Below are 25,209 nucleotides of genomic sequence, written 5' to 3'. Positions count from 1 at the left end.
TTTCGTTTGCATTTGTTTTTTAGACTAATCGTTTAATGTCTGCCATTTGTTGAGGCGAAGCTGGTCCTGAGAGTTTTGTTTTGTTACCATCTGTATCATCTTCTTTGCTTGCGACATTGTACAACACATTACGCTGTAAATACCGCAGCAAAACAAGTGGAGCGCTTTGCCGAAAAGAAAATTTCTAAGCTTACATCAGCAAAATCAAAGCGTATCAAGAAAGGTGTTTATATTAAAGGCAAGGCTACAGCACAGCTTCTCGAGACAGATATCATTGGTTCTGGAACACCAATACCTCTTAAATTTTTTAAAACAAGAGAAACAAAACATGGTGTGACCTACACAATGTTTGGCAAAAAAGAAATCTTACCCCATGCTTTTATTCGAGGTGGGAGTTTTCCAAAGCGTGTTGAATTAAAAATGGGTAACAATGTTTTTCAAAGAGCCGATGGTGATCAATTCCCTATTGCAAAACAAGAAGGACCATCAATTGCTAGAGTAATGTCCAAGCCAGAAATTGCAAATACTATTACACAATATGCCAATGAGAGATTAATCAAAAATATCCAGAGACAACTTGATCGTCAAAAATATGCCGCTAATAAGAAAAAGAAATAATGTTCTTAAGCTATGTAAACACACTACTCACTTTAATTGTAATTTTTAAAGCAAATTATCACTTATATTTTGGCTTTTTCCAGAAAAAATGCAATAAAATCAATGCAAAAGGTACTTTCCAGCGGGTTGGGAGTGTTGCGGGGCAGGACAGCGCGAACTATCGCTAGCGTTAGAACTTTTCAAATTGACTGTACATTGTACACATAACTTATTGATAAATAATGATTTCAATATGTGTACTGTACAATATATGAAATGTTTCCTTATCCGTTGATAGCTTGTTTTTCAGTTTGTGACGTAAAACTCTCTTTATCCTGATACGCCGTCTTACTTCTTAGAGCATAGAAGAAGGCAAGGAGAAATTTTGAATGAACAAAAAGCATCGTGAGGGTCTCTCGGTTCGCGCTTTTGCCAAGAAGATGGGTGTGTCGCATAATGCGGTAGTTTCTCGAATTAAAACAGGCAAATTTGATGCTGCTCTTTTTGAAGATGGTTCTGTCAATGAAGCTCTTGCAACAGCGATATGGAACCAAAATCCTACTAAGAAAACTCATCAGAAATCTACACAAATTAAACAGGATTCCGCAAAAGCAGCCAATGAATTTGAGATCAAATTGGAGCGAATACAAGTTGCGCTTGAAAGAGAGAAGATTGCTCTGGAAAAGTTACGCGAAACAACGGTTGACCGTGAAGAAATGAAAAAGGCGGCGCGTGAATTTGGAAGAGCACACCGTGATGCCATGTTGAAGTTTCCTCACCGTTTCGGTGCAAGCATTGCAGCACAAGTGGGATGTGATGCTGCGAGCCTTATTGGTGCCATTGATTATTATATGAGAACAGCTTTGCTTGAGGCGGTTAACATTCCAGTGCCTTTTCATGATCCTCATTCTCCGGAGTTAGAAATCTTGCAAGAAACGAATAATGGATGAAAATGCAATCGAAGAATTTTTCGCCAATGCCAATGACGCACGACAACCAGATCCACCGTACACGGTTTCGCAATGGGCGGATAAGAATAGATACCTTAGCACCGTAGCAAGTGCAGAGCCTAGATTGTGGAGAACAAAGCGTACCCCTTATTTGCGCGAAATCATGGATAACCTTTCTTCTTATGTGCCAATTGAAACAACAATTGTCATGAAAGGAGCGCAAATTGGAATGTCTGAAGCAGGATTGAACTTCTGCGGTTATGCTATTCACTATAGTCCGGGACCCGCTCTTTATGTAATGCCTACTGTCGAGACCGCGAAGAAACTGTCAAAAACGCGTCTTGATCCAATGATTATGGCAAGCCCTGTTTTAAGTGAACGCATTGCCCCTGCCCGTGCACGTGACAGCGGAAATACAATGTTTTCGAAAGAATTTGATGGGGGAGCATTGATGCTTACAGGAGCAAACAGTGCTGCTGGTTTGCGTTCCATGCCTATTCGTTATCTGATTTTGGATGAAGTTGATGCCTATCCTCTCAGTGTGGATAACGAAGGTGATCCTGTGATGATTGCCGAAAAGCGTACCTCAACCTTTGTGCAGAGAAAGATTTTTAAATTGTCCACGCCAACACACCGTGACACAAGCCGTATTGCCAAAGATTTCGTGCTTGGTGATCAAAGATATTACAATGTCCCTTGTGATAAGTGTGGGGTTCTACAGCCCATTGTTTGGTCGCAAATCAAGTGGCCGAAAGGAGCCCCCGAAAAAGCTGTTTTTGTTTGTGCCCATTGTGGTCATGAACATGCCGAGCACAGAAAAACCGATCTTATGAGTGAGGAAAGAGGCGCGTGCTGGGTTCCTACGAGTGAATCAACGAGACCGAATTTACGCTCTTATCATATTTCGGCACTCTATTCACCTTGGCTAACGTGGGGAGAATGCGCAAGAGAGTTTTTAGAAGCGAAAGATGATCCAGCGCTTTTGCAACCTTTTGTTAATACAGTGCTTGGAGAGCCATGGGAGGACAGAACAGGTGAAGTTGTTGATCCTGATAGCCTCTATGCAAAACGCGAAGATTATCCCATTGCACCGCCGCAAGCCGTGTTATTGACCGCCGGCATCGATGTGCAAAACGACCGCTTAGAGCTTGAAGTGGTTGGATGGGGGCGTGGTGAAGAAAGCTGGCACATTGATTATCACATCATTCCTGGTGATCCGTCTTCTTTTGAAGTCTGGGACCAACTGGATGAATATCTGGCAAGACGTTGGTCACACCCTGGTTACAAAGATGGCATCAGAATAACAGCGGCTTGTATTGATACCGGTGGTGGACATACACAAGCCGTTTACAATTATGTACGCCCCCGTGAAGGACGACGCATCTGGGGGATTAAGGGACAGGCGGGATGGCGTGCGGTATGGCCACGCCGTCCAAGCAGAAACAATAAAGGACAGATTAATCTCTATATTGTTGGTGTTGATGCGGCAAAAGATATTATCACGGCACGATTAAAAAAATCCGGTCCTGAAGCATCGGGGGCTGGTGCAACACACTTTCATAAAAGCCTTGATCGAGAATATTTTGACCAGCTCACGGCTGAAAGAAAAGTCATCAAATATTTTAAAGGCTTCAAGCGCATTGAATGGCAAAAAAGTGAGAAAGCAAGAAACGAGGCTTTGGATTGTAGGGTTTATGCTTATGCCGCTTTACAGGGGCTAATTTCGGCAGGAATAAACCTTAACCTGGAAGTCGATATCTTAGAAGAGCGTTTGGAAAAACTTAAAGTTGACGCTTCTTTAGAGCAGCCAACATCAGGGATTTCTTCATCCACTTCTCCCAAAAGAACGCAGACAGCACAACCTCAAAGGAAGCAATTCAGAACGATAATAAATCCTTATATGCGAGGAGATTGGAGGTAATTTGTGGATGAAGAATTGAAGCAAATAAACAGCAAAACTGAGAGACTTGAAAGTTTAAAAAGGCGACGCGAACAAATTGAAGAGGCTCTTTATTCGGGAGCGCAATCCGTGCGCCATGGCGATAAGCAAGTAAGCAACCGTTCTGTTGAGGAACTTCGCAGAGCACTTGAGATGCTGAACACACAAATAGAGAACCTTGAAGGACGCAAGCGTTCACGTGTTTTCTATTTTAATATATCACGAGGCTATTAATGGCTGGCTTTATCAATAAACTCACGGGCTTTTTTACAATTTCTCGTCAACACAATCCGCCTCTTGAAGCTGCAAGCAAAAGCCGTCGCATGGGTGGGTTTGATCCCGCAAAAAAACACATCAATAAAGCAATTGAAGAATGCGGCGAAACCATTACTGCTCGTTCAAGATGGCTTTATGACAATGAATCTCTTTATGGCTCGGCAACAGAAGAATGGGTTTCCGCAGCTGTGAGTGATGGGATTAAACCTTATCCTCGTATTGAAGGATTTCAAGAAGAAAAGAAAAAGCTTTTAGACTTATGGTGGCAATGGGTTGATGAGGCGGATTATGATGAAGATGCGAGCTTTTATGGTTTGCAAGCAACAATTGCACGAGAAGTCTTTTTAACCGGCGAATGTTTTGTAAGACTGCATTATGTTGACCTTTATGGACGCTCTGGGGTGCCTCTTCAATTACAAATCTATCCAACCGAAATGCTGGACCTCACTTACAATGGACCTGCGGAAATTGAAGGCAATTACATTCGTATGGGTATTGAATTTGATGCCAGTGGCAAGCGTGTTGCTTATCATTTCTGGGAACACCACCCCTATGATGATTGCCCTGCAAACAGTGCATTTAAGAGCCAAGAACGCGTGCGTATCCCCGCAAGAATGGTCCTTCATATCAAAGAGCGCCGTATTGCCGGACAATTGCGCGGTTCTCCAAAAATAACGCGCAGTATGACAAAGATCTTTCAATTGGAATCCTATGATGATGCGAAACTTGATCGAAAAAGAACAGCAGCTCTTTTCGCGGTGTTTATCTCAGGAAATTCCCCAAACGACGCCAAATTACTTGATAATCGTAACGAAAAAGACGAAGAAGAAGAATCCGAATTACCTGTCATTGAACCAGGTGGATCATTTTATTTAGGAGAAAATAAAGAGATAAAATTCTCAAATCCTGTTGAGGTTGGTGGTTCTTATGAAGCCTTTCAATTTCGCAATATTTTAAAAATTTGCTCGGCTCTCAATATGCCTTATGCCGTTGTCACTGAAGACGTTACGCGGGGTAATTTTTCCAATGTACGCACCTCCATTATTCAGTTTAGACGTCACGTCAAACAATGGCGCGAACATATCATTGCCTTTCAATTCAACCGCATTGTCTGGGAGCGCTTTGTGGAAATGTCCGTGCTTGCTGGATGCGTAGAATTACCAGGATGGGAAGAAAATCCCTTGCCATGGCTTCAATGTGAAAGCTTTGCGCCCCCGCTTGAAATGATTGATCCAAACAAAGATATCTCGGCAGAAAAAGAAGAAATTCGCGCCGGTTTAAAAACACGAAGAATGGCACTTGCCGAACGGGGTTTTGATATCGACAGCATCCATGCCGAACTCGAAGAAGAACACACCGATGCTCGTGCCCGTGGTTTATCTTTTGATACCGATATGGCGGCACCCTCTGGTGAAAATCAAACGACGAATTTCACAGATTCAGATCCTTCTGAGACTTATGAAAGCAACCAAGGCAGTGAGGCGCATAAAAATGACTAATAATCTTGACATGCCGTTTTTAGTATCACGGCTTTTTGGTGTTCCACATATGCTTGCCTCGACAAAGCTTGATGTCATTCTTAACGCTCTTGCACCGCGTCTTTTTGCAGGAGAAAAGTTTGCCCCTCAGGCTTTTTTGCAAGGGGATAGCGCATCTTTCAAACCACCTGAGAGTTACGTGGTGCGCAATAATGTTGCCATCCTACCGGTTCATGGCACACTGGTGCGCCGCGGTGCATGGCTTGGTGCCCTTTCAGGATTAACCTCTTATGAAGGCTTAAGCGCCTCTTTTCGTGAAGCCATTAAACAGCCTGATGTCCGAGCTGTTTTGCTCGATATTGACAGTGGTGGTGGAGAAGCCGGCGGAGTGTTTGATTTGGTTGAAGAATTCCAAGCACTCTCAAAACAGCATCAAAAACCAATTTGGGCGCATGCCAATGAGTTTGCCTGTTCTGCTGCTTATGCCATTGCCTGTTCTGCTTCGCAAATCTGGGTAGCTCGCACAGGCGTTGTCGGCTCAATTGGGGTGGTTTGTGCGCATCTTGACCAATCAAGCGCAGATGAAAAACAAGGGTTTAAATGGACCTTTGTCTTTGAAGGTGATCACAAGGTTCATGGTAATCCTCACGAGCCATTGGCTGATATTGCGCTTAACAAAATGCAAGCAGATTGCGCCCTGCTCTACGAGATGTTTGTCGATTGGGTAGCACAAAACAGACCAATGAATGCGGACGCAATTCGTGACACACAGGCAGAAACTTTTATAGGCATCCAAGCTATCACGCTTGGATTAGCAGATGCGCAAGGCACGCTTGCGCAAGCTTTGGAATCCTTAACGGATTTCATCTCACAAACCCCAACTGTAACAGCAAAAGAAGGACAAAACACATGGCACGCACACAATACCGCGCCCAACAAGAAGAAGATGAAGAGATTGTCGACATCCGCGATGAAGAAGAGGATGAAAATGATCACAACAGCGATAAAAACGCCGAAATCTTTGACGACAACGAAGACGAAGAGGAGGATGAAGACAATGAGGACAAACGCGAAAACCTAAAAGCCATCCTTGAACAAGAAAGAAAGCGCGCTCAAGCACTGACAACCCTTGAAAGGCAAGCAAAGCGCTTAGGGGTTTCTTTTGATGCCGCAAAGGCTATTCAAAACGGTATGAGTATCGAGAAAGCACGCCAGTGCGTCTTGACGGAGGCTAGCTCGCAAAGCGCCTCTTTAAAACTATCGCCTTATGTTCCTCATACTGATGGAGAAAGCAAGGCAAAAATTCATGCAAAATGGCAATCAATTTGGAAGGCAATAAAATGAGTCATATTATTTATGAAGATGTTCGCAATGGCGCTTATCTTGGGCGCTACGACCCTGACATGTCAAATGAACAAGTGGTGTTTGCATCAGGAGCCTTCATTGAGGCTGGGACTGTCATGGGAAAGATAACAAAAACGGGAAAATATGTCCCTCTTAATCCGGCAGCATCTGATGGCAGTGCGGTGCCCGCAGGGATTTCTTATGCCACTGTTGATGCAACAGGTGAAGAACAACGTGCCGTCATTACAGCGCGTTTGAGTACTGTAAAAGCTTCGGAACTGATATGGCCCGATGCAATACTGGAGCAAGAAAAAATGGCAGCTATCCAGTCTTTAGAAGACAACAATAAAATTCTGTTGCGATAGGAGAATACGCACATGGATATGAATTTTTTTAAACATGATGCTTTCTCAAGCATTACAATGATGAAAGCCATTGAAAACTATGAGTTTCAACCGGGTCTTGTAAGCTCTCTCAATCTTTTTGAAGAAGTTGAAACCAGCACCACAGTGGTTGGTATTGAACGGCGTGATAATACATTTTCGCTTATTCAAACCAGCGAACGCGGAGCCCCTTTAGCAGAAGGTGACAGAGACAGTCGTAATCTTCGGTTTTTCAAAACAACCCGTATTGCCAAAAGTGATACTGTGAAATCAGAAGAAATCCAAAACCGGCGTGAATTTGGCACAGAAGATCAGTTAGAGACGGCAATGAAATATATTGCCAGAAAACAAAAGAAACTGATTTCTGAAATCGAATTGACATGGGAAAACATGCAGCTTGGTGCTGTTCAAGGTGTTGTCCTTGATGCTGATGGTTCGGTGATTGTCGATTGGTATAAGGAATGGGAAATTACCCCACCAAAGCCAATTGACTTTAAACTGGAGAATGAAACAACCAATGTTGCTGATAATGTTGATCAGGTCATTATGCGAATGATTGAAGCTTCAAAAGGAGCATTCTCTGACCGTTCACGGATTATTGGACTTTGTGGGAATGAATTCTTTTCCAAACTAAAAAACCATAAAACCATTCGTGAAACCTATTTAAACACAGCCTTAGCTCAGACACTCAATAGCGCAGGAGGCGTTGCAACACCAAGTGCTCTTGGCTCAGGGAGCTTTGGTAGTTTTGACTTTGCGGGTGTGACCTTTATCAATTATCGCAGTATTCATAACTATAATGTGAGTGCAAAGGCTGGAACAAAGCGTGCGATAGGAATTAAGCCTGATGAATGTCAATTCTTTCCTGTTAATGCGCCTGGTGTATTCCAGAAAACCTTTGCACCTGGTGAAAGCTTAGATTTTGCCAACACGGTGGGAAAACCTCTCTACACGATGCTAATCGTCGATCATGACCGTAATGCATGGGTAAAGCCTGAAGTTTACAGCTATCCGCTTTACATTTGCACACGTCCTGAAATGCTGTTCAAAGCCGTCATTGGAGGGAAATAACATGCTATGGCACGGGCTGCTTAACAAAATGGTAAAAGAGGTACGCAACACCTTTGGGCAGCCCGTCATCTATACGCGAAAGGACAATCAACAATCTTTTCGGATTACAGCAATTTACGGCATCAAACATTCGGAATCGGATGCTGGTGGTAGAATACCAACAACAATTCCAAGAAAAGAACTTGATCTTTGTATCAATGATATTGGCGGATTGCCACCAAAAGCTGAGGATAATGTCGTGGTGCTCGCCCCTGAAAACACTGAAGAGACAACTCAAGAGCGCTTCATTGTCACAGATGTCCAAGCCTCTGAATCCGGTATGTATAAGCTTATTTTAAGGGAGGTAAAATAAAGAACCCTCTTATCATTTTTAAAAAATCTTATATTACTGCTTGACAAGATTATGGGAATATGAATAATCGAATCAGGTGCCTAACAAACACCTTAAATACACAGCGGATGGATTGCCGAAACAATCTTTTCTCCGCCAATTAAAAGCTTTGACTCGTTATATGTTGCACGCATATAATGGCTTGTCGGGTGTAGTTATGCTATACAATACCCTTGCGGGGAAAGCATAACGACGGACTGTGTACCGTGTTTGTTAGCGCCCGGCATTCTTTTAGAGTGTCATTAACAAACGTCTAATTACACAGGAGCCAAATCATGGTACAATATTTAATAGACATACATCAAACCACTATTAATGGTGATATTGTTCAGACAGTAAATGCACGTGAGTTACATGCGTTTTTGGAAGTAGGTAAAAAGTTTGCGGATTGGATTACTGAACGTATCAACAAATATAATTTAGTAGAAAATCAAGACTTTGTTTGCTTCCCAATTTTGGGAAGCAAAGGCAGGGGAGGACATAATCGTAAAGATTATCATTTGACTCTAAGTGTCGCAAAAGAACTTTCTATGCTTGAGAACAATAAGAAAGGTAGAGAAGCTCGTTTGTACTTTATTGAGTGTGAAAAACTTGCAAAGCAAGTAGCAACACCACAGATTGATTATTCAAGTCCACAAGCAATGATTGGTTTCTTGAATCACTTACAAAGCCAAATCGAGCAGAAAGACCATGTGATTGCCGAGTTAGAGCCTAAAGCCAAGGCACTTGATGGCTTGAAACGCTCTGATGGTCTGTTTGGTCTTATTGAATCTGCAAAAATGTTAGAAATACGACCAAAGGACTTAACCGATTATTTGCGTAAACATGATTGGGTCTATCGACGGGCTCCGAGTGCTCCTTTATTACCTTATCAAGATAAAATCAAAAAAGGTTTGATGGATTGCCCTGCTATTACTATTCAAAGACCGGATGGTACAGAAAAGGTGCTCCCTTCAACAAAAATCACATCTAGAGGATTGGCTTGCTTAAGAGAACAAATCCATGGAGGTGTACAATGAAAGTAGATACCAATTTTTTATGTGATTTGTGGATAGCGTTGTCTCAATTTTCTAACCATAAAGGCATTGGAGATAAAGATTGTAAGGCACTGGTTGAGGTTATGGGCATTGTAGAAAAAGCTTTGATTTTGAAACTTCAAGATGACGTGCCAAATATTACAAAGATTCTAGCAGTTCTTACAGATTTTGGAGCTTCAGAGTTTCCCGCAACGATAGATCCTTTTTTAAAAGCTTACCAGCCGAATTTGGAAAACCCTATTAAAAAGGTTGCCTAAGTAAAAATATATCCCTCCCCGTTCTCAAAAATGGGGAGGTGGTTAAGAGGCTTCTTTAGGTAAAAATTCAAAATGAACGGGTTTAAAACCAGTTAAGTCATAATCCGTGAGATCAGCAGTATCAACAAAGTTTTCTGCTTCTTCATCTGTCTTAAACACCGGCATTTGTTTTAATTGAGAGGTTTTCATAAACTTAACTTTTCTTTTAGTGTATATAGATTAAAATTTTAAAGTTTAGAGGAAATATATCTGTTTAAACTTACACCATTTTCAGCAGCTTGAATTGCGAGCTTCCTATGGAGTTCTGGTGGTATTCTTAATTGGAACTTACCACTATATTTACCATGTGACAAAGGCACAGGAATTTCTTCTCCATTGTGTTGCATGTCCTCAATAACTTCTGAAACGAGATCCATAATACCTTTTAAAGCTTTCTCTGCTTGAACATCTAACCATGAAAGGGATGGGAATTCTGCACACAAACCAACATATTCCTTATCTTCTTGCGACCACAAAACACGATATGTATAATGATTATTGTTCATGTTTTATCCTTTCTATCGCTTGTAAGACTTGCTTGACCTGATAAGCTTTTGCTTTGTTGCCAGTATCTTTTTGAATATTCACACGGGGGTCCCCAAGCCACGGCGTTTTAAAAACAAAGTGACTTGTACCATTGTTCCGCGGTTCTCCAAAAAAATGCACACACACAGCTAACAAATCTGAAAACTTGATGTTCTTTGGTGAGGCTTTCATCAAGCTGATTATTTTTTCAACTTTATTGTTCATAACCGATAATAGTATCATTATTAATCCTAGTCAACCATTTTTAAAATAAAAATGGCATCAATTAAACAGGAACTTTTATGCATCCGAGAGAGACGATAAGAGAAAGCTTTGTTGCATTGATCAAAGCAGCAAAGACAACGGCTGGTGACAATGTGTTTAATATGCGTGATTTCAACTTTTCCGCTGAGAACACACCGGCAATTAATATCTCAACACAAAGCGAAACAATTGAAGATGGCTATGATAATGCAGTAAGGCGGCGTGTCTTAACCGTAGATGTTGAATGTTATGCGACACAAGAAGATGGTGCGCGTTTTGTCGACCAATTAGCATGGGAAGTTGAAGAGATCTTCTACGCCAATCCCAATCTCAATAACACCGTAGAAACATGCCACCTGCAAAATATCGCTTTTGCCTTTGGCGATAATGGTGCTCTAGCACTCCATGGGGCAATTTTAACCTTTGAGGTCACTTATGTGACCAATATCCCCTCCCCTGAAACACAAGAAGATGGTGCAAGCGCAAAACCTATTGAACCTTTCTTGAGGATTACACCACAAACAGGCGTGGGCAATGAAGACAAATATCATAAAATCGAGGTCCCCCATGCTTGAGCGGCGCGATAAAGACATCACCGATTTAAAAAGACGTCTCGCAAATATGGTTATGGTGGGCACAATTAGCCATGTCGACCATAAAAATGCACGCTATCGGGTAAAAAGCGGCAATCTTATCAGTGACTGGATTCCAGATACCCAAGCCCGCGCCGGTAAAACATGCTCTTATGAAGGACGGGATGTTGGAGAACAAGTGGTGGTGGTTGCATCATCAGGGGATTTAGCGCAAGGGGTGATTGTTGGTTCTATCCATACCGATGCTAATCAAGCAGCCGATAAAGGCAATATTCATAGAACAATTTATCCCGATGGCACCATCCTTGAATATGATGATGAACAAAACAGCTATAGCATGCAGATCAAATCAGGCGGAAAATTCATTCTCACAATTGCGGATGGCGTGTCTCTTAAAGGTGATGGTGGCAAGCTAGAACTTACCGCACCAGAAGGTATAAAAATTGTTTCACAAAGCGATATCAATTTCAATGCAAAGGGCAACATCTCTTTGCAGGCTGGTGGTGATGTTTCACTTCATTCCAATGAGAGTCTCTCTCTTCATTCTGCTCGCAATGTTGCCATGAATTCAAGTGGTTTGACCCATAACGGCACCAATGTAGGAGCAACCCATGTTCACGGTGGTGTTGTTCTTGGTGGCTCCATGACAGGAGGTCCCAATTGAACATAGGAATGAACCGTAGCACAGGAAAACCCTTGACTGGCATTGAACATTTGCGTCAATCCATCCTTGATATTTTATCAACACGCATTGGTACGCGTGTGATGCGTCGTGATTATGGTTCACACGTTGCAGATATCATTGATGCACCGGTCAATGACGCCTTTGCTGTTCGTATTTATGCCGCTATTGCCGAGGCTTTAGACAAGTGGGAACCACGTTTTAAACTGAACAAGATTGATTGTAAATGGAATGAGAATGGGCAAGTTTCCTTGTGTCCTTTGAAGGTCTTTATTTGCCTTCAGGCAAGCCCATCACCATGGAAGGATTGCTGATAAAATGAATGAAGCACTTGCAAAACCAGAAATCATTACAGAAATTTCCTTTGAAGAAATACGAGCAGCAGCTCTTGACCACTTAAAAGAACTGTTGCCCGGATATAGTGTTCTTGAAAGTGATCCAGCCGTAAAAGTCATTGAAGCCTTTAGCTATCGAGAACTGCTTTTAAGGCAACGTATTAACGAAGCCGCTCGCAACAATATTCTTGATTTTGCAACCGGTGAATCTCTTGACGCTTTGGGTAACTGGCATGGAATTGCCCGCATGGAGGGTGAAAGTGACGAGAGATATCGCGAACGCATAAGACTTCATGCCCGTGGTGGCAAGGGAAGCGGAACAGAACCCTATTACAAACTTATAGCCATGTCCGCAGATAGCCGTGTTAAGGATGCCATTATTTATCGCAAAGGCAAAGATCCAACCATCTATGTTGCGCTTTTTGGCAATAATGAAGAAGGCACAGCTTCTGAAGATCTCATACAAACAGTCTCACAAGCCCTTCACAGAAAGAATATCATCATGACCAATGATACAATCATTGTGCACGCTGCTGTCAAAAAAGTGGTGGATTTACAAGCCGATGTTTGGCTGTTACCCGAAACTTCTTTGAAAATTCTCACGACAATGGAAACAAATTTAAGAACAGCATGGCGAAAAGAACACGCCATTGGTCGTGAATTAAGCCTTTCATGGTGGGTTTCTAAACTGATGATTGCGGGTGTCCAGAAAGTGATTGCCATTACACCAACACAAGACAGAGCCGTTGGTGATGAAGAGGTTTTAGCGATTGGTAAGGTCACCTTAAACTTCAAAGGACGGGCACGCTAATGGTTGGTGCCCTCCTCCCAAACAATGCAACAGAATTTGAAAGGCGCCTTGCCGATGCTTGCGACTTTCATCAAGATGTTGATGGCGCTGTTTTGGGGATTTCACGCTCTAAGCTTATCACCCGCCCTCCTCGCTTCTTGCCGTGGTTGATTGAAGAATATGGGCTTGGAGAGCTTACGCCTTATGTTCCAAACCTCTATGATTTGATTGACCAAGGGCTCCAATGGCAGCGTTTGCGCGGTTCTTTAGCGGCCATTGATAGAGGGCTTGAATGGCTTCAGATTACAGCACGCTTGACACCAGCATGGTCGGGGCGTGCGTGGTGGAATTCCTTTCAACTTTACTTTGATCAATTGCCTGAACAAAGTGCTCTTGAAGCCATTGAAGCCATCACAGAACTTTCCAAAAGCTTACGCTCTGATTTTCGCCGTAGTGTCAATGAAAAAATTATCGAAAATAAAGCAGCATAAATAACGGCGCGACGGGGGACGCTTGCTTTCCAAATTCTTTCCATTTAAAAATCTCATTCTATAAGGATTGTTTCTATGCAAAAAAAATTTGCACTTACAAATGAAACGCGTCTCTTTGGTAATCGCATATTTTATCGCATTCAGACTTTAAAAAGCTTTTCTGATGTCAAGGTCGGTCAATTGGGTGGTTTTATCGAAAATGAAGATAACCTCTCTCATGATGGTAATTGCCGGGTTTATGGTAATGCTCTGGTTTTAAACTCAGGTCGTGTTTCTGAAAATGCTAGGGTCTATAATAATGCTATTATCGCTGGGTATGTCTATGGAAATGCAATCGTTCTTGGTAAATCGATCATTTATGATCATGCTCATGTCTATGGAAAGGCACAAGTTTATGATCACGCCCGTGTCGTCAATCATGTCCATATTTCTGAAAATGCTCATAGTCACGGCATTGTTCTCATTATTGAAAATAATTGATAACAATTGAGACAAGATCTTGTATCGAACTGCTTTCCAATAATGAATTAAAAATCATCTGGCTGCGTAATAAAGCCTTTTTAAACCTTTAAGGCAAAGCACATCTTTCTCATAATAGCTGTCTTTTTGAATATGCAAGGCTTTATGGTAGCGCTAGGGTATCAGGCTCTGCTTGTCTTTTTAGCACTGCACATGTTTATGGCTATGCTGTTGTTCATAGCCGTGCAAAGATTTATGGCAAGGTTTATGACTATGCAAAAGTGAGTGGCTGTGCGCAAATTTATGGCTCTGTTTATGGCAAGGCTCAGGTTTCTCATACTATCAGGGTTTTTGGTCGGGTTTGTGGGCGTGCAAAACTCAATCGAAGAAGTGAGATAAGAGAGGTTCCAAAAAATAAGGAGGTTAATAAGAGCGATATTCTTATCGAGATTGTTGATACTGAAGAATAAATACCAAATGCGGGGGGCGTTGGTTTTATACCATTTCAAAAGACAAGAGAGCAAAAAAGAAAGCCGTGCCATTTTTACGTGACGCGGCTTTCATGTCTCAACTCTAATGGAGTAATAAATGCATATATACAAAACGTATTATATTGCAAGCTTTCTAGTTTCTTTATAAAAACTTATCCAAAATAATATAAAGGAATGATTATGAAAGCGTTCTTTGAGATCATCACATTTGAATGAGAAAAGCCTATTAGCTCTGCGATGGTTATAAACTCTTTTTTGAAACGTATTCATAACAGTGCCCTCATTTTTGAGGTAACTAAAATCACTCAATCCAAATTTAGATTCTTATTTTTAAACCGTAATTATCAAAACAGCTTTTGATACGTGCTTTTCGTTTTAACAATACGATTTAATTATGATAAAAACGTCTTGTAAAATTTATGTGCTGTTATGAATGATAACCGCTTTGCATTTCATCTGAATGCTCTCATATGTTATAACATTGGCATCATGATTTGCTTTTTATGCTCTGTTTATATATGGCTATTGTTTGTAAAAAATGGTCAATTGAATCATGCATAAAAGTATGGATTTTTAAGTGGATTCATATAAAATAAATGCATATAAAGTATTGTTTTTATTATGTTTTTTTCGTATAGTGCCATTTCTTTAGCTGAAGAGTCATCGTTGATGGTAGTTTAGAACTGTTAGGGGTGAGTCCATTCAGTATCAAATATAATGATGAAAAAATAATAAGTTTAAGTCCAATTTTGGAAAGCATGCTTAAAGGACCGCTTAAAGTTGATGGTGATCTTGTTTATACCAAATCGCAAATGGATGCAGCCATCTTGGCGGAAAGAGAAAAAATTAAAAAAGATTTCATTGAGAATATTATTAATTGGCCGGCGCTTGCCGATGCTGAATTGCTCTATAACAAGATGGAAAAATTATATGGCCCGATTGGGTAACGGATAGAACCAAAGTTGAAATCCAAGCTTGGGGTGGCGGCGGTAGTGGCGGTGGAGCTGACACACCAGGCTTAGAAGGAAGTGGTGGCGGCTGCGGTTGCTCAGTGTGGTATGGCTATAAAGCAAGCTTAAACGGACATGAAGATATCGTAATTGGTTTAGGAGGAGCTCCTGTAGCAGGTTGGAGAACATCAGGTAATTCTGGAGGAACAACTATTATTGGCAAGAATTTTATTACCGCTGCAGGAAGGAGAGGCAGAAACTATAGTAACCTGAGCGATGGAGGAGTTGGCGGAAATTTTGGCTTGGCAACAGATGATCACCCGGGTTTTGCTAAAGGTGGGAATGGACATGCTGGAACAGAAGGAATCAAAGGTAAGAGCAGTGGAAATGGTGGTGATGCTGGAGGTGATACATCAAGGGGTGGTGACGGAGGACTGGGACAAGGTTCTTATGCTTCAGGAAAAGCAGGGCGTGGTTTTGGAGGTGGTGGTGCGGGTGCTCATGCGGATAGGTATTACAGTGGTGCTGAAGCTGATGGCGCTGTTCTCATAAGATTGTGGAAAGAATAAATGCTTATGATAAACCGCAAGAGAAAGATTGACCAAATCTAATCTATAGCAAGCAAAGTCATTCTTTGTCTTTAGAGGGGTATCCCGAAATCATAGCGAGTCACCCCATTTTTTACTCCAAAGATTTCGTGCAGAGATAAACAGCTTATAGGCAAGCAGCTCTAGTTCCCCATCACTGTAAAAAACCAAGCCGATATATCACAGAAATCACTCTATAAGCACCAAACAAAGGAAAACAAAGCATAAAAATAGAGGCTGGGCTGGTAGTCCAGCCAACGGGACAAATTTTGCGACAGACCCGCCCGATGTAAGCGCACTTAACATCGCAGCCACTTCTTATCACTTGAAGCAATGAGAAGATGGCTAATATAGATGAAAGAGTGTTAAAAAATTATGGATACACTTTACAAGGAAACATTAAAATCTATTGATCCAGTCACACCAGTTGCTGCTTATATTGGTGGGAAAAGCAGGTTAGCAAAAACCATTATCAAAATCATAGAAGGCATTCCTCATAAAATTTATGCTGAACCCTTTGTTGGCATGGGAGGAATATTCTTTAGGAGGAAATTGATCCCATCCACTGAAATTATCAATGATCGTTTGGGTGATGTGGTAAATTTTTTTCGGATGTTACAACGCCATTATCACCCTTTTATGGATTTGTTGAAGTTCCAGATTAGCAGCCGTGAAGCGTTTCAATGTTTCACTTTGCAAGACCCAAAGACCCTCACCGATTTAGAACGGGCTTTGCGATTTTTATATCTGCAACGTTTGAGTTTTAGCGGAAAGGTGGCAAATCGTATGATTGGAGTTGAAACAGATCGCAGTGCACGGTTTAATACATTCAAACTTGAAGCATTGTTAAAGCTTATTTACCAGCGTTTAGCAGGTGTTACCATTGAACATTTAGATTGGTCTGATTTTATCCTTCGCTATGACCGGACAAACACCTTGTTTTACCTTGATCCACCTTATTGGGGTGTTGAGGACTACTATGGAAAGGATTTGTTTAAGCGAGAGGATTACCAGACAATGTCTACACTGCCTGCACAATTAAAGGGGAAGTTTCTTCTCTCTCTCAATGATGTACTAGAGATCCGAGAAATCTTTAGTCAATTTAAGATAAAAGAGGTGAAAACACTTTATTCGTATAACGCCTCAAATAATGCGATTCCGGCTAAAGAGTTGATTATCTCAAATTGCGATTTTTAGGAAAAAAAGATTCATTAAAAGGGCTTTAAATGACCTCTGAAGACCCTTTAAAAAGTAAATTACTACAAAATCTAGTGTCACAGTTTGATCTCTCCTCTGCCTTTTTAATAAAACCTAAGCTATCAAGCTTTCCAATGGGATATTAAATTGTTGATGCAAATTTCTAATCATGCGCAGTGTTAATTTTCTTTTGCCACTCAAGATTTCATAAACGCGATTTAAATGACCAATCGCTGGAACGAGATCTTTAGCACTTAAGTTCATTTGTTCCATTCTAAATTTAATAGCTTCAATCGGATGAGGAGGAGAAACAGGGTAGTGTTCTGCTTCATATGCTTCAATCAACAACACAAGAATCTCCATTTGATCAAATTCTGGAGTATTCTCTTTTGGCTGATTGTCAAACATCGCAGACACAATTTCTAATGCTTCTTGGTAATCTTTCTCTGTACGAATAGGCTTAATATTCATTTCTTAAATTCCTTTAGTTCTACAGTATTAGCATCAATTGCATCATACTGTTTGTGTGTCCCTATAAATTTTATATAAAGCCAGCCTGCTGGATAAAAGATTGAAACAATTAAACGATAATCATTGCCTCTAATATTAAAAACAACACGATTATTCTTTAATATGCTTGCATTTTTATATTTCTCTTTAATGTCATGAGGTGAACGCCATTGTGCATTTTTAGCTTCATCTATCCATGCTTTTAAGGGTTGTTCTGCGTCGGGATATTTATCCCAAAAAATTTGCAGTGTGGAGATTTTAACAATTTTCATAAGTGTATCCTGACTGTTATTAACTTTAGTACCATTTTGGGACTATGTCAAGATATTTGTAAAAAAGTATTGCTTGAAAACAAACTGTTCTCAAGAACGTCTGTTTGTCTCTCATTTTTCCCATTCGTTTTCATTCACCAATCATACAAAGGAGCATCATAATGACAACAGGTTTTTTACACGGTGTTGAAGTTGTCGAGGTGGACGATGGCACACGTCCCCTTCGTGCGGTTCAATCGGCAGTTATCGGCATTGTCGGTACAGCACCCGATGCCGATGAACAGGCTTTTCCCCTTAATACGCCGGTGTTGGTTACCGGTTCACTTTCACAAGCAGCAAAACTGGATAAAACAGGAAAACGTCAAGGTACCCTACCCAATGCTCTTGATCTCATTTTTAAGCAAGTGGGTGCTATTGTTGTTGTCGTGCGTGTGCAAGAAGGCAACAATGAAAATGCTACATTGACCAATGTTTTAGGCGGTGTGAACGCCAATGGTGCTTATGAAGGTGTGCATGCTTTGATTGGAGCGCAATCCCTTCTTGGACAAACACCACGCATTCTGATTGCTCCAGGCTTTACCCATAAACGCCCTGTTAGCATTAGCAAGATTGAGGTCACCAACAAAGGCAGTGGTTATACCCAAGCAACTGTTAAAATTGCCGGCGGTGCAAAAGCAGAAGCAATCCTAGATAATGGACAAGTAACCTCGATTATTCTCAAGGACAATGGTTTTGATTATCAAACCGCCCCCGATGTAGTGATTGAAGGTGATGGCACTGGTGCAACAGCAAAAGCCGAAATCAGTGCAACTTCTAATCCTGTAGCAGCAGAGTTGATTGGTATTGCCGAGCGGCTACGCGCTATTGTGGTTATTGACGCACCAAACACAACCGATGAAGCAGCTCTTGATGCAGCAAAGGATTTTGATTCAAAACGCGCGCTTATTGTTGATCCTTTTGTAAAGGTAAATCGTAATGGAGAAATCCTAGAACAGCCGGCAAGTGCAGCGGTTGCTGGTGTCATTGCCAAAACAGATTTCACACATGGTTTTTGGCATTCCCCTTCAAACAAAGTGATCAATGGCATTGTAGGAGTTGCCCGCCCGATTGATTTTTCCATTGGTGATAGATCAAGCCGTGCCAACCTTCTCAATGAACAAAACATCACAACAATTATTCGTGAGAATGGTTATCGTCTTTGGGGCAATCGCACCCTTTCAAGCGATACAAAATTCGCTTTCTTATCCGTTGTGAGAACCGCGGATATGATCAATGACGCCATCTTGCGTGGGCACATGTGGGCGGTCGACCGCAATATCAAAAAAACCTACATGAGTGATGTGAGTGAAAGCGTCAATGCCTATTTGCGTGATTTAAAAGCGCAAGGTGCCATTCTCGGTGGGCAGTGCACGCCTGATCCAGAGTTGAATACAGCAAGCGCTATTGAGAGCGGCAGAGTCTATTTCAATGTCGAATTTACACCAACAACACCAGCAGAACATATCACATTCCGTTCACGCATTATCAATGATTACCTAGAGGAGATCTTTTAATGACTGTACCCGTTTTACCGAGAGTTCTAAAATATTTTAACATTTTTGTTGATGGTATTCCCTATCAGGCAAAATGCGAAAGCGTGACGCTGCCAAATTTAAGTTTGGTTGTTGAAAGTTATCGCGGTGGTGGCATGGATAGCTCTCTTGAGATTGATCTTGGGCTTGAAACACTCATCCTTACTATGACCATTTCTGATTGCTCTCCAGAACTGATGGCACTGTTAGGGCGCTCTGATGTGAACATTTCATTACGAAGTTCAATGCAAGCACAAGGCACACCAGCAGAAGGTGTTGTCATCACTATGAGGGGACTTTGCAAAGGCTTTGAAATGGCAGAATGGCAACCGGGAAGCAAAGCAACATCCACTGCTACATTCACATTGCAGTATTTCAAATATGTTCAGAAGGATGTTGAAATTGTTGAGATAGATGTCCTCAACTTAGTGAGAAAATTCAACGGTGTTAACCAATTAGCAGAACATAAAAACTTTTTAGGAATATAAAAATGACCGTACAATCAAGCATAACGCATCAATTGCTTATCCCTGTGACCTTTGAAGGAAAAGAGCATACTACAATCACCTTACAGCGCCCCAAAACGAAAGATGTGCAAGCAATTGACAAAAAGGAAGGTGTTGAACAAACAATTGCTATGGTTGCACGCCTTTCTGGATGGCCCCATGAAGCTGTTGGAGAACTCGATATTAGTGACTTATCGAGCATTGGAGAAATTTTAGAGTCTTTTATCAAGCGGCGGGATACCTCGACTGGGAAACCGCCGCTAAACTGATAGCGGATATTGCCATTGTTTTTCATTGGTCCCTTGCAGACATGATGGAAATGGAACCGCAAGAATTAATCTTCTGGCGAAAACAAGCAGCAGAAAGGTATAAATCAAAATGAGTGAAAAAGTTGCTGATGCAAAGGTAAAATTGTCTCTTGAAGACAAACTTACCGCGCCTCTTAAACATCTTCAAAAAAGATTTGATACATTGTCAAAGACACTCTCCCATAGATTGAGTATCCCTCGCTTTTCTGCTGCGGTAAAAAATATGACATCACGTTTGCAAGGCGTTCAAAGTGCCCTTGGCACAGCGGCAAGCCGTGCTTCGCTCTTTACCGATGCTTTAGGACTTGCCGGTGGAGGTCTTATCGCAAGTGTCACCGCCGTCACCATGAAAACTATGCATCTTGGGGATAGTCTTCATCACGCATCACGGCATTTGGGGATGAGTGTCACAGCGCTTCAGTTATGGGGTGATGCGGCAGACAATTCAGGATACTCTTCTGAACTTTTTCAACAATCCTTAGCAACTTTAAATAGGCGTTCGGCACAAGCATATGCCGGACAAAAAAGAGGCATTATGGGTTTTGAGGCGCTTGGCATTTCTGTCAAAGATGCCTCTGGAAAACTCAAATCAAACTCTACCTTGTTAGAAGAAATTACCGACAAGATGAGTAAGATGAACAATCAAGCGCAAAGACAGCATATTGCTGCTTTGCTGTTTGGTGGCGATGGCAAGGAAATGGCAGCCATGCTTGCGCAAGGGATGGCTCCCATCAAAGAGCTGTTTGCAAAAGCACGGAAAGGAAAATGGTTAATTGGTGCCGATGTCGCACGATATGCCGCAGATTTAAGTGATAAGCTTGGTGCTTTTAAGAAAAAAATAGGCGGTATAGCGAGCTTTATTGGCGCACGCTTTATGCCTATTCTCAACGATATGATTGACGCTTTTGAAAAATTAATTGACGAAAACCGTGATCTCATAAAAACAACCGTTGCTGGATGGGCAAAAACCTTAAAAAAAGTCTTTCATGATTTGCTTGATCCTACCTCTGATTTAAGAAAAGGCATCAGTGATCTTACCGAGAGAATTAAAGGCTGGTTTTTCTGGATGAAACCGCTTGTTGGTGAAATAACCCTGTTAAAAGTAGGTCTTATAGCGCTTGGTTCCTTTATTTTTGGTCCACTCATTGCTGCATTAGCCGCAGTGAGTGCAGCTTTTGTCACGCTTGGCTATACAATCATGACAACACCTATTGGTTGGCTCATTGGTGGTATTGCGGCACTTGTTGCACTCTATAAATATTGGGACAAACTCAATGGTTGGGTCGCAGCATCTTTAGCCGCAGTTGGTGCAGTTCTTACCGGAGCATTCATTGCGGCAATGGCACCAGCGGCTTCAACCGTTGCCGGTCTTGCTGTAACTCTTGTCACTTCACTTATTCCAGCAATAACTGCCGTTGGTTCTGCTTTTATATCACTTGGTGTCGCAATCATGACCACTCCTATCGGTTGGATAATCGGAGGCATTGCGGCGCTTGTCACAGCTGGATATCTGCTCTACAAAAACTGGAATACAGTCGTAAATTTCATAAGCAAGTTATGGGATTCTTTTGCCAGTTTGTTCAGTAACACTTTCAGTAAACTCTTTACTCTCTTTAAAAAGTTTTCACCACTCTACTGGATAGCAAAAAAAATCAACGCATTGATTGATTGGTTGTTTGGCGTCAATTTAATGGATGCAGGGGCTAATCTCATTGGCAGCTTGTGGGACGGCATCAAAAGCCAATGGACCGCTCTATGCAATTGGTTTAGCGGCATGATAAGCAAATTAACCAGTTGGATGCCTAACTGGATGAAAGAAAAACTTGGTTTCAATGTTTCAATCAACAAAACTTCAACAGAAACGATTAAAACCTTTGCCGATGAAACCAATGCACGTGCGAAAAGAATGATGGATACAGCGGTCGTACCCAAAAGCCCATCTGGAAAAAGCAACAGTGGTTTTAATACAGGGGCAATTGCAACAAAGCATATGGAAACTCCCAATGCAAAAGCAGATGCCTTCAAAGCTCCCAAACCAATTGCAATTCATAAACCTGTTGAAGTAGATGCCCGTATAACCATTACAAATCTAAATATTTCAGTGCCAAATGGTCTCAAAGATGAAATCAGAGATGCTGTCAATCAAGCCCTTGAACGCTATGCAAAACAGCAACGTTTGGCGATAGCCTCTAGCCTTTCGGATTAAAGACCATGATGCTTGCTTTGGGTGGTTTTATTTTTTCGATTGAAACGGCAGCCTATCAAACTCTTGATCTGTCTTATGGTATACCATGGGTCGAGCAAGGACGATTGGGACGAAAAGCTGCTCTTCAATTGCCTGCTGTTGCAAATGCAGAATTTTCCTTAACGGGTGTGATTTATCCAGATTTCAAAGGTGGGCATGGACAACTCGAATATTTGCGGCAAATCGCCCATCAGGGACCTCACATTCTTGTAACAGGGCAAGGCAAAATTTTAGGCAAATTTGTCATCCTTTCCGTGGAGGAAAAGCAAAGTGTTTTTCATTATAATGGTGCCCCCAAAAAACAAGAATTTACAGTAAAACTGAGAGAATATGGTGAAGACCTATGAGTGATCTTTATAGGACAAAACAAGGCGATATGGTTGATGCCATTTGCTGGAAATATTATGCCAAAGGTCAACAATCGCTTGCTGTCGAACGTGTCTATGCGGCAAATTTAGGGCTTGCAGACTATGGACCTATTTTGACAGCAGGCATAACAATCATTTTGCCATCCCTCCCCTATCCCAAAGCCACACCCGTGATTAGAATTTGGGGCAGCAAATCATGAAACCTTTTTGCATGGTTATGGCAAATGGACAAGACATTACCAAAACGCTCATGGATTATGTTTTATCAATTGAAATAACCGATGAGGCAGAAGACAAAAGCGACCGTATCACCATAGAGCTTGATGACCGTGCACGCAACAGTGATAATGGCTTTCTTGATATACCCCTTATCGGAACAGTTCTTTCCGTAACACTTGGCTATGAGGGCGACAAAATACGCGATATGGGAGCCTATCTGATAGACGAGATCTCTGTAAGCAGTCCACCACAAAGCTTAACCGTTACAGGGCGTGCTGCGGCGATGAACACGTCTTATAGAACACCCAAAAGCCAATCTTATCACCAGCAAACACTTGGCCATATTGTTCAAGAAATCGCACAGCGTAATGGTTATACCGCAAAGGTTGACCCTTCTCTTGCAAAAATTGTTGTGCGTCATATTGATCAAACATCTGAAAGTGATATGGCTTTTGCCGCTCGCCTTGCAGAGGAATATGATGCGGTAGCAAAGCCTGTTGATGGTAAGCTAGTCCTTGCCAAACGGGGAGAAGGCAAAGCTATCACCGGTGAGACACTTCCCATAGTGGTTCTTCATGAGGAACAGTGCACATGTTGGGATTTTAAATACAGTGCACGGGATGAAGCAGGTGCAGCCAATGGTCTAGAAACCGATGGTGGTGAGGACCAAAAAGCCGCAGCAGATGCACGTGCACCAGAAGAGATAGAGGAGGATGAAAACACCATCCATATGGATGAAAATGATCTACCAGAACCATCTGAATCAGAGAGAGGAGAAAAAACAGAAAAAGAAGCGGAGAAGCAAGAACAAGAGAAAAAAGGCGGCGTTATCGCAACCTATTATGATCTGCGCAGTGGTGAAAAGAAAGAAGTCAAATCCGGTCATTCACCGTTTCATGAACTCAAATATACCTATCATAATCAATCAGAAGCTGTTGCGGCTATTGCTGCTTATCGTAACAAATCATCACGGGGTAAATCTTCTTTCTCCTGTGATATTGGTGGTGATCCCTTTGTGCAAGCAGAAGCAAAGCTTGTTCAAGAGCCCCCTTTCCGTCCTTATATACCAGCAGAATGGCGCATCAAAAGCGTCAAGCACAAGCTTGATAAAACGGGTGGTTACACCACAAAAATAGAGTGCGAACTTTTTGATGAAGGACAAGAAGACGCCGCTGGAAATGTTGCAAACACAACACCAGATAAGGATGACACTCTTGATTCAAATGCTCCACAAAATGCATATGATGAAGGTGAAGGCGTCATCCATATGGATGAGGAGGATACATAATAAGCTACCATGTTTTGCTATAAAACACTGTTGTTTAAGAAGACAATTAATACACTCAATACAACAGATTAAACGTGTGGAACTGGTCGTTCAAGAGGCTGTACAGCTAAGCGAAATCCCATGGTACGCAGTAAAGCATTCAGGCTGCGAAACTCTGGATTGCCTTTTTCTGAAAGTGTACGGTAAAGCTGTGTGGGATTCAAGTTGGCTGCTTTAGCTACAGCTTGAACACCACCATAAGCTTTAGCCATTTGGCGAAGTGTTACAAGCAATTCACCTTGATCACCATCTGCTAGGATTGCATCAAGGGTAGCTGCTGCTATCTTAGGGTCATCATAGAAAATTTCCGCCATTGCATCATCATGGTTACAGTCTTTCATTTTTGCACTCCTTTAATCTTCACGGTTTTGCCAATCACGCCAACAAGCACATGCGCGAGTGATATCAGTATCTTGTGTTTTTTTGCTACCGCCGCATAATAGCAACAATACGGTCTTTCCAGACTGTGCATAATAAACTCGGTAGCCAGGACCAATATTAATACGCAGTTCATGAACACCATCACGAAGCGGCTAAAATCACCAAAGTTTCCTTGCTCTAAGCGATTAAGGCGGCGAATAATAGCAGTTTTAGCCTGTACATCACGGAGCTTTCGCAGCCAATCAGTTATCAAGTTTTTGCCATCAGAGGTAAGGTAGTGACGTATTTCAAACATGATATATATTCGTTTATAAACGAATATTTGTCAAGAGGAAAATGAAAAGTTGAGAAAAATATTCTTATGTTTCAGTGAAAA

33 protein-coding genes and 4 pseudogenes are annotated in these 25,209 nt (G+C 41.7%); 30 read left to right on the top strand and 7 right to left on the bottom strand.

Translation table 11 applies throughout. The features are described 5' to 3' along the window. Window positions 1-108: 108 nt before the first annotated feature. The 12 genes from LNM86_RS01820 to LNM86_RS01765 all read left to right on the top strand — a co-directional run bounded on the left by LNM86_RS01820 (window position 109) and on the right by LNM86_RS01765 (window position 9,723). Entirely contained in the window at window positions 109-618 is a 510-nt protein-coding gene (locus LNM86_RS01820) for a hypothetical protein (protein WP_241438188.1), read from the top strand. Window positions 619-986: 368 nt separating this feature from the next. Then, window positions 987-1,547 (top strand): hypothetical protein, encoded by a 561-nt coding sequence (locus tag LNM86_RS01815; protein ID WP_241438187.1) that lies wholly within the window; start codon window positions 987-989, stop codon window positions 1,545-1,547. Continuing rightward, window positions 1,540-3,468 (top strand): phage terminase large subunit family protein, encoded by a 1,929-nt coding sequence (locus tag LNM86_RS01810; protein ID WP_241438186.1) that lies wholly within the window; start codon window positions 1,540-1,542, stop codon window positions 3,466-3,468. The genes LNM86_RS01815 and LNM86_RS01810 overlap by 8 nt, the downstream gene beginning before the upstream one ends. 3 nt (window positions 3,469-3,471) lie before the next feature. Continuing rightward, entirely contained in the window at window positions 3,472-3,720 is a 249-nt protein-coding gene (locus LNM86_RS01805; protein WP_241438023.1) for a phage head-tail joining protein, read from the top strand. After that, on the top strand, window positions 3,720-5,261 hold the full coding sequence (locus tag LNM86_RS01800) for a phage portal protein (protein ID WP_241438185.1): 1,542 nt from the start codon (window positions 3,720-3,722) through the stop codon (window positions 5,259-5,261). The genes LNM86_RS01805 and LNM86_RS01800 overlap by 1 nt, the downstream gene beginning before the upstream one ends. Then, window positions 5,254-6,321 (top strand): S49 family peptidase, encoded by a 1,068-nt coding sequence (locus LNM86_RS01795; protein WP_241438184.1) that lies wholly within the window; start codon window positions 5,254-5,256, stop codon window positions 6,319-6,321. Before LNM86_RS01800 ends, LNM86_RS01795 begins: the two co-directional genes overlap by 8 nt. Continuing rightward, on the top strand, window positions 6,204-6,584 hold the full coding sequence (locus tag LNM86_RS01790) for a hypothetical protein (RefSeq protein WP_241438878.1): 381 nt from the start codon (window positions 6,204-6,206) through the stop codon (window positions 6,582-6,584). The genes LNM86_RS01795 and LNM86_RS01790 overlap by 118 nt, the downstream gene beginning before the upstream one ends. Then, window positions 6,581-6,949 carry a head decoration protein gene (locus tag LNM86_RS01785; protein ID WP_241438183.1) on the top strand — a complete coding sequence of 123 codons (369 nt, stop codon included), beginning with the start codon at window positions 6,581-6,583 and terminating at the stop codon, window positions 6,947-6,949. Before LNM86_RS01790 ends, LNM86_RS01785 begins: the two co-directional genes overlap by 4 nt. 12 nt (window positions 6,950-6,961) lie before the next feature. Further along, on the top strand, window positions 6,962-8,038 hold the full coding sequence (locus LNM86_RS01780) for a major capsid protein (protein ID WP_241438020.1): 1,077 nt from the start codon (window positions 6,962-6,964) through the stop codon (window positions 8,036-8,038). A 1-nt stretch (window position 8,039) separates the two neighbouring features. Next, window positions 8,040-8,390 (top strand): head-tail joining protein, encoded by a 351-nt coding sequence (locus LNM86_RS01775; protein ID WP_241438182.1) that lies wholly within the window; start codon window positions 8,040-8,042, stop codon window positions 8,388-8,390. A 314-nt stretch (window positions 8,391-8,704) separates the two neighbouring features. Beyond that, window positions 8,705-9,448: an antA/AntB antirepressor family protein gene (locus LNM86_RS01770; protein WP_241438181.1), complete on the top strand. Its 744-nt coding sequence runs from the start codon at window positions 8,705-8,707 to the stop codon at window positions 9,446-9,448. Further along, window positions 9,445-9,723 (top strand): hypothetical protein, encoded by a 279-nt coding sequence (locus LNM86_RS01765; RefSeq protein ID WP_241438180.1) that lies wholly within the window; start codon window positions 9,445-9,447, stop codon window positions 9,721-9,723. Before LNM86_RS01770 ends, LNM86_RS01765 begins: the two co-directional genes overlap by 4 nt. Window positions 9,724-9,765: 42 nt before the next feature. Here the strand turns inward: LNM86_RS01765 and LNM86_RS01760 are convergent, their stop codons facing one another. From LNM86_RS01760 to LNM86_RS01750, 3 genes are read right to left on the bottom strand one after another with little or no spacing between them, the layout of a single operon-like run. After that, window positions 9,766-9,912: a CopG family antitoxin gene (locus LNM86_RS01760; RefSeq protein WP_241438179.1), complete on the bottom strand. Its 147-nt coding sequence runs from the start codon at window positions 9,910-9,912 to the stop codon at window positions 9,766-9,768. A gap of 38 nt (window positions 9,913-9,950) precedes the next feature. After that, window positions 9,951-10,268, bottom strand: coding sequence for a type II toxin-antitoxin system HicB family antitoxin (locus tag LNM86_RS01755; RefSeq protein ID WP_241438015.1), 318 nt, complete (start codon window positions 10,266-10,268; stop codon window positions 9,951-9,953). Continuing rightward, window positions 10,258-10,530: a toxin HicA gene (locus LNM86_RS01750; RefSeq protein WP_241438014.1), complete on the bottom strand. Its 273-nt coding sequence runs from the start codon at window positions 10,528-10,530 to the stop codon at window positions 10,258-10,260. The genes LNM86_RS01755 and LNM86_RS01750 overlap by 11 nt, the downstream gene beginning before the upstream one ends. Window positions 10,531-10,589: 59 nt before the next feature. On the opposite strand from LNM86_RS01750, the gene LNM86_RS01745 reads away from it, so the two are divergent. The 10 genes and pseudogenes from LNM86_RS01745 (at window position 10,590) to LNM86_RS01700 (ending at window position 17,126) form a co-directional block, all read left to right on the top strand. Next, window positions 10,590-11,126 (top strand): hypothetical protein, encoded by a 537-nt coding sequence (locus LNM86_RS01745; protein WP_241438178.1) that lies wholly within the window; start codon window positions 10,590-10,592, stop codon window positions 11,124-11,126. Beyond that, window positions 11,119-11,808 (top strand): phage baseplate assembly protein V, encoded by a 690-nt coding sequence (locus tag LNM86_RS01740; RefSeq protein WP_241438876.1) that lies wholly within the window; start codon window positions 11,119-11,121, stop codon window positions 11,806-11,808. Before LNM86_RS01745 ends, LNM86_RS01740 begins: the two co-directional genes overlap by 8 nt. Beyond that, window positions 11,805-12,148: pseudogene (locus tag LNM86_RS01735) on the top strand (GPW/gp25 family protein). Before LNM86_RS01740 ends, LNM86_RS01735 begins: the two are co-directional and overlap by 4 nt. Beyond that, a complete protein-coding gene (locus LNM86_RS01730) occupies window positions 12,145-12,972 on the top strand; it encodes a baseplate J/gp47 family protein (RefSeq protein ID WP_241437298.1) in 828 nt (275 codons plus the stop codon). The pseudogene LNM86_RS01735 and the gene LNM86_RS01730 overlap by 4 nt, the downstream one beginning before the upstream one ends. After that, window positions 12,972-13,409, top strand: a pseudogene (locus LNM86_RS01725) (phage tail protein); the annotation flags it as partial. The gene LNM86_RS01730 and the pseudogene LNM86_RS01725, both read left to right, overlap by 1 nt. 108 nt (window positions 13,410-13,517) lie before the next feature. Then, window positions 13,518-14,014 (top strand): annotated as a pseudogene (locus LNM86_RS01720) (hypothetical protein). A gap of 168 nt (window positions 14,015-14,182) precedes the next feature. After that, a complete protein-coding gene (locus tag LNM86_RS01715; RefSeq protein WP_241438177.1) occupies window positions 14,183-14,371 on the top strand; it encodes a hypothetical protein in 189 nt (62 codons plus the stop codon). 779 nt (window positions 14,372-15,150) lie between these two features. Continuing rightward, window positions 15,151-15,339, top strand: a complete 189-nt coding sequence (locus LNM86_RS01710) for a hypothetical protein (protein ID WP_241438176.1) — start codon at window positions 15,151-15,153, stop codon at window positions 15,337-15,339. After that, entirely contained in the window at window positions 15,318-15,911 is a 594-nt protein-coding gene (locus LNM86_RS01705) for a glycine-rich domain-containing protein (protein ID WP_443984238.1), read from the top strand. Before LNM86_RS01710 ends, LNM86_RS01705 begins: the two co-directional genes overlap by 22 nt. A 393-nt stretch (window positions 15,912-16,304) precedes the next feature. Beyond that, entirely contained in the window at window positions 16,305-17,126 is an 822-nt protein-coding gene (locus LNM86_RS01700; RefSeq protein ID WP_241438174.1) for a DNA adenine methylase, read from the top strand. Window positions 17,127-17,240: 114 nt separating this feature from the next. Here LNM86_RS01700 and LNM86_RS01695 read toward each other — a convergent pair whose 3' ends face one another. Continuing rightward, the gene (locus LNM86_RS01695) at window positions 17,241-17,597 is read right to left on the bottom strand and encodes a helix-turn-helix domain-containing protein (protein WP_241438173.1); all 357 of its coding nucleotides are present in this window, start codon (window positions 17,595-17,597) and stop codon (window positions 17,241-17,243) included. Continuing rightward, window positions 17,594-17,908, bottom strand: coding sequence for a type II toxin-antitoxin system HigB family toxin (locus LNM86_RS01690; RefSeq protein WP_241438172.1), 315 nt, complete (start codon window positions 17,906-17,908; stop codon window positions 17,594-17,596). The genes LNM86_RS01695 and LNM86_RS01690 overlap by 4 nt, the downstream gene beginning before the upstream one ends. 161 nt (window positions 17,909-18,069) lie before the next feature. Here LNM86_RS01690 and LNM86_RS01685 point away from each other — a divergent pair, with 161 nt between their 5' ends. From LNM86_RS01685 to LNM86_RS01650, 8 genes are read left to right on the top strand one after another with little or no spacing between them, the layout of a single operon-like run. Continuing rightward, window positions 18,070-19,461, top strand: coding sequence for a phage tail sheath subtilisin-like domain-containing protein (locus tag LNM86_RS01685; RefSeq protein ID WP_241438171.1), 1,392 nt, complete (start codon window positions 18,070-18,072; stop codon window positions 19,459-19,461). Continuing rightward, window positions 19,461-19,967 carry a phage major tail tube protein gene (locus LNM86_RS01680; RefSeq protein WP_241438170.1) on the top strand — a complete coding sequence of 169 codons (507 nt, stop codon included), beginning with the start codon at window positions 19,461-19,463 and terminating at the stop codon, window positions 19,965-19,967. Before LNM86_RS01685 ends, LNM86_RS01680 begins: the two co-directional genes overlap by 1 nt. Window positions 19,968-19,969: 2 nt before the next feature. After that, window positions 19,970-20,254 carry a phage tail assembly protein gene (locus LNM86_RS01675; RefSeq protein ID WP_241438169.1) on the top strand — a complete coding sequence of 95 codons (285 nt, stop codon included), beginning with the start codon at window positions 19,970-19,972 and terminating at the stop codon, window positions 20,252-20,254. Beyond that, the gene (locus tag LNM86_RS12915) at window positions 20,179-20,367 is read left to right on the top strand and encodes a GpE family phage tail protein (protein ID WP_372712451.1); all 189 of its coding nucleotides are present in this window, start codon (window positions 20,179-20,181) and stop codon (window positions 20,365-20,367) included. The genes LNM86_RS01675 and LNM86_RS12915 overlap by 76 nt, the downstream gene beginning before the upstream one ends. Beyond that, complete coding sequence (locus tag LNM86_RS01665) at window positions 20,364-22,499, top strand: phage tail tape measure protein (RefSeq protein WP_241438168.1); 2,136 nt, start codon at window positions 20,364-20,366, stop codon at window positions 22,497-22,499. The genes LNM86_RS12915 and LNM86_RS01665 overlap by 4 nt, the downstream gene beginning before the upstream one ends. Before the next feature lie 5 nt (window positions 22,500-22,504). Continuing rightward, the gene (locus tag LNM86_RS01660; RefSeq protein ID WP_241438167.1) at window positions 22,505-22,885 is read left to right on the top strand and encodes a phage tail protein; all 381 of its coding nucleotides are present in this window, start codon (window positions 22,505-22,507) and stop codon (window positions 22,883-22,885) included. Then, a complete protein-coding gene (locus LNM86_RS01655; protein WP_241438166.1) occupies window positions 22,882-23,106 on the top strand; it encodes a tail protein X in 225 nt (74 codons plus the stop codon). The genes LNM86_RS01660 and LNM86_RS01655 overlap by 4 nt, the downstream gene beginning before the upstream one ends. After that, the gene (locus LNM86_RS01650; protein ID WP_241438165.1) at window positions 23,103-24,413 is read left to right on the top strand and encodes a contractile injection system protein, VgrG/Pvc8 family; all 1,311 of its coding nucleotides are present in this window, start codon (window positions 23,103-23,105) and stop codon (window positions 24,411-24,413) included. Before LNM86_RS01655 ends, LNM86_RS01650 begins: the two co-directional genes overlap by 4 nt. Before the next feature lie 68 nt (window positions 24,414-24,481). Here the strand turns inward: LNM86_RS01650 and LNM86_RS01645 are convergent, their stop codons facing one another. Then, window positions 24,482-24,793, bottom strand: coding sequence for a helix-turn-helix domain-containing transcriptional regulator (locus tag LNM86_RS01645; RefSeq protein WP_241437610.1), 312 nt, complete (start codon window positions 24,791-24,793; stop codon window positions 24,482-24,484). Window positions 24,794-24,805: 12 nt separating this feature from the next. Continuing rightward, window positions 24,806-25,128: pseudogene (locus LNM86_RS01640) on the bottom strand (type II toxin-antitoxin system RelE/ParE family toxin). Window positions 25,129-25,209 lie beyond the last annotated feature (81 nt).

Source organism: Bartonella machadoae (genome assembly GCF_022559585.1).
In the GTDB taxonomy this organism is placed as follows: domain Bacteria; phylum Pseudomonadota; class Alphaproteobacteria; order Rhizobiales; family Rhizobiaceae; genus Bartonella; species Bartonella machadoae.
This window is presented reverse-complemented; position numbering and strand designations above follow the sequence as displayed.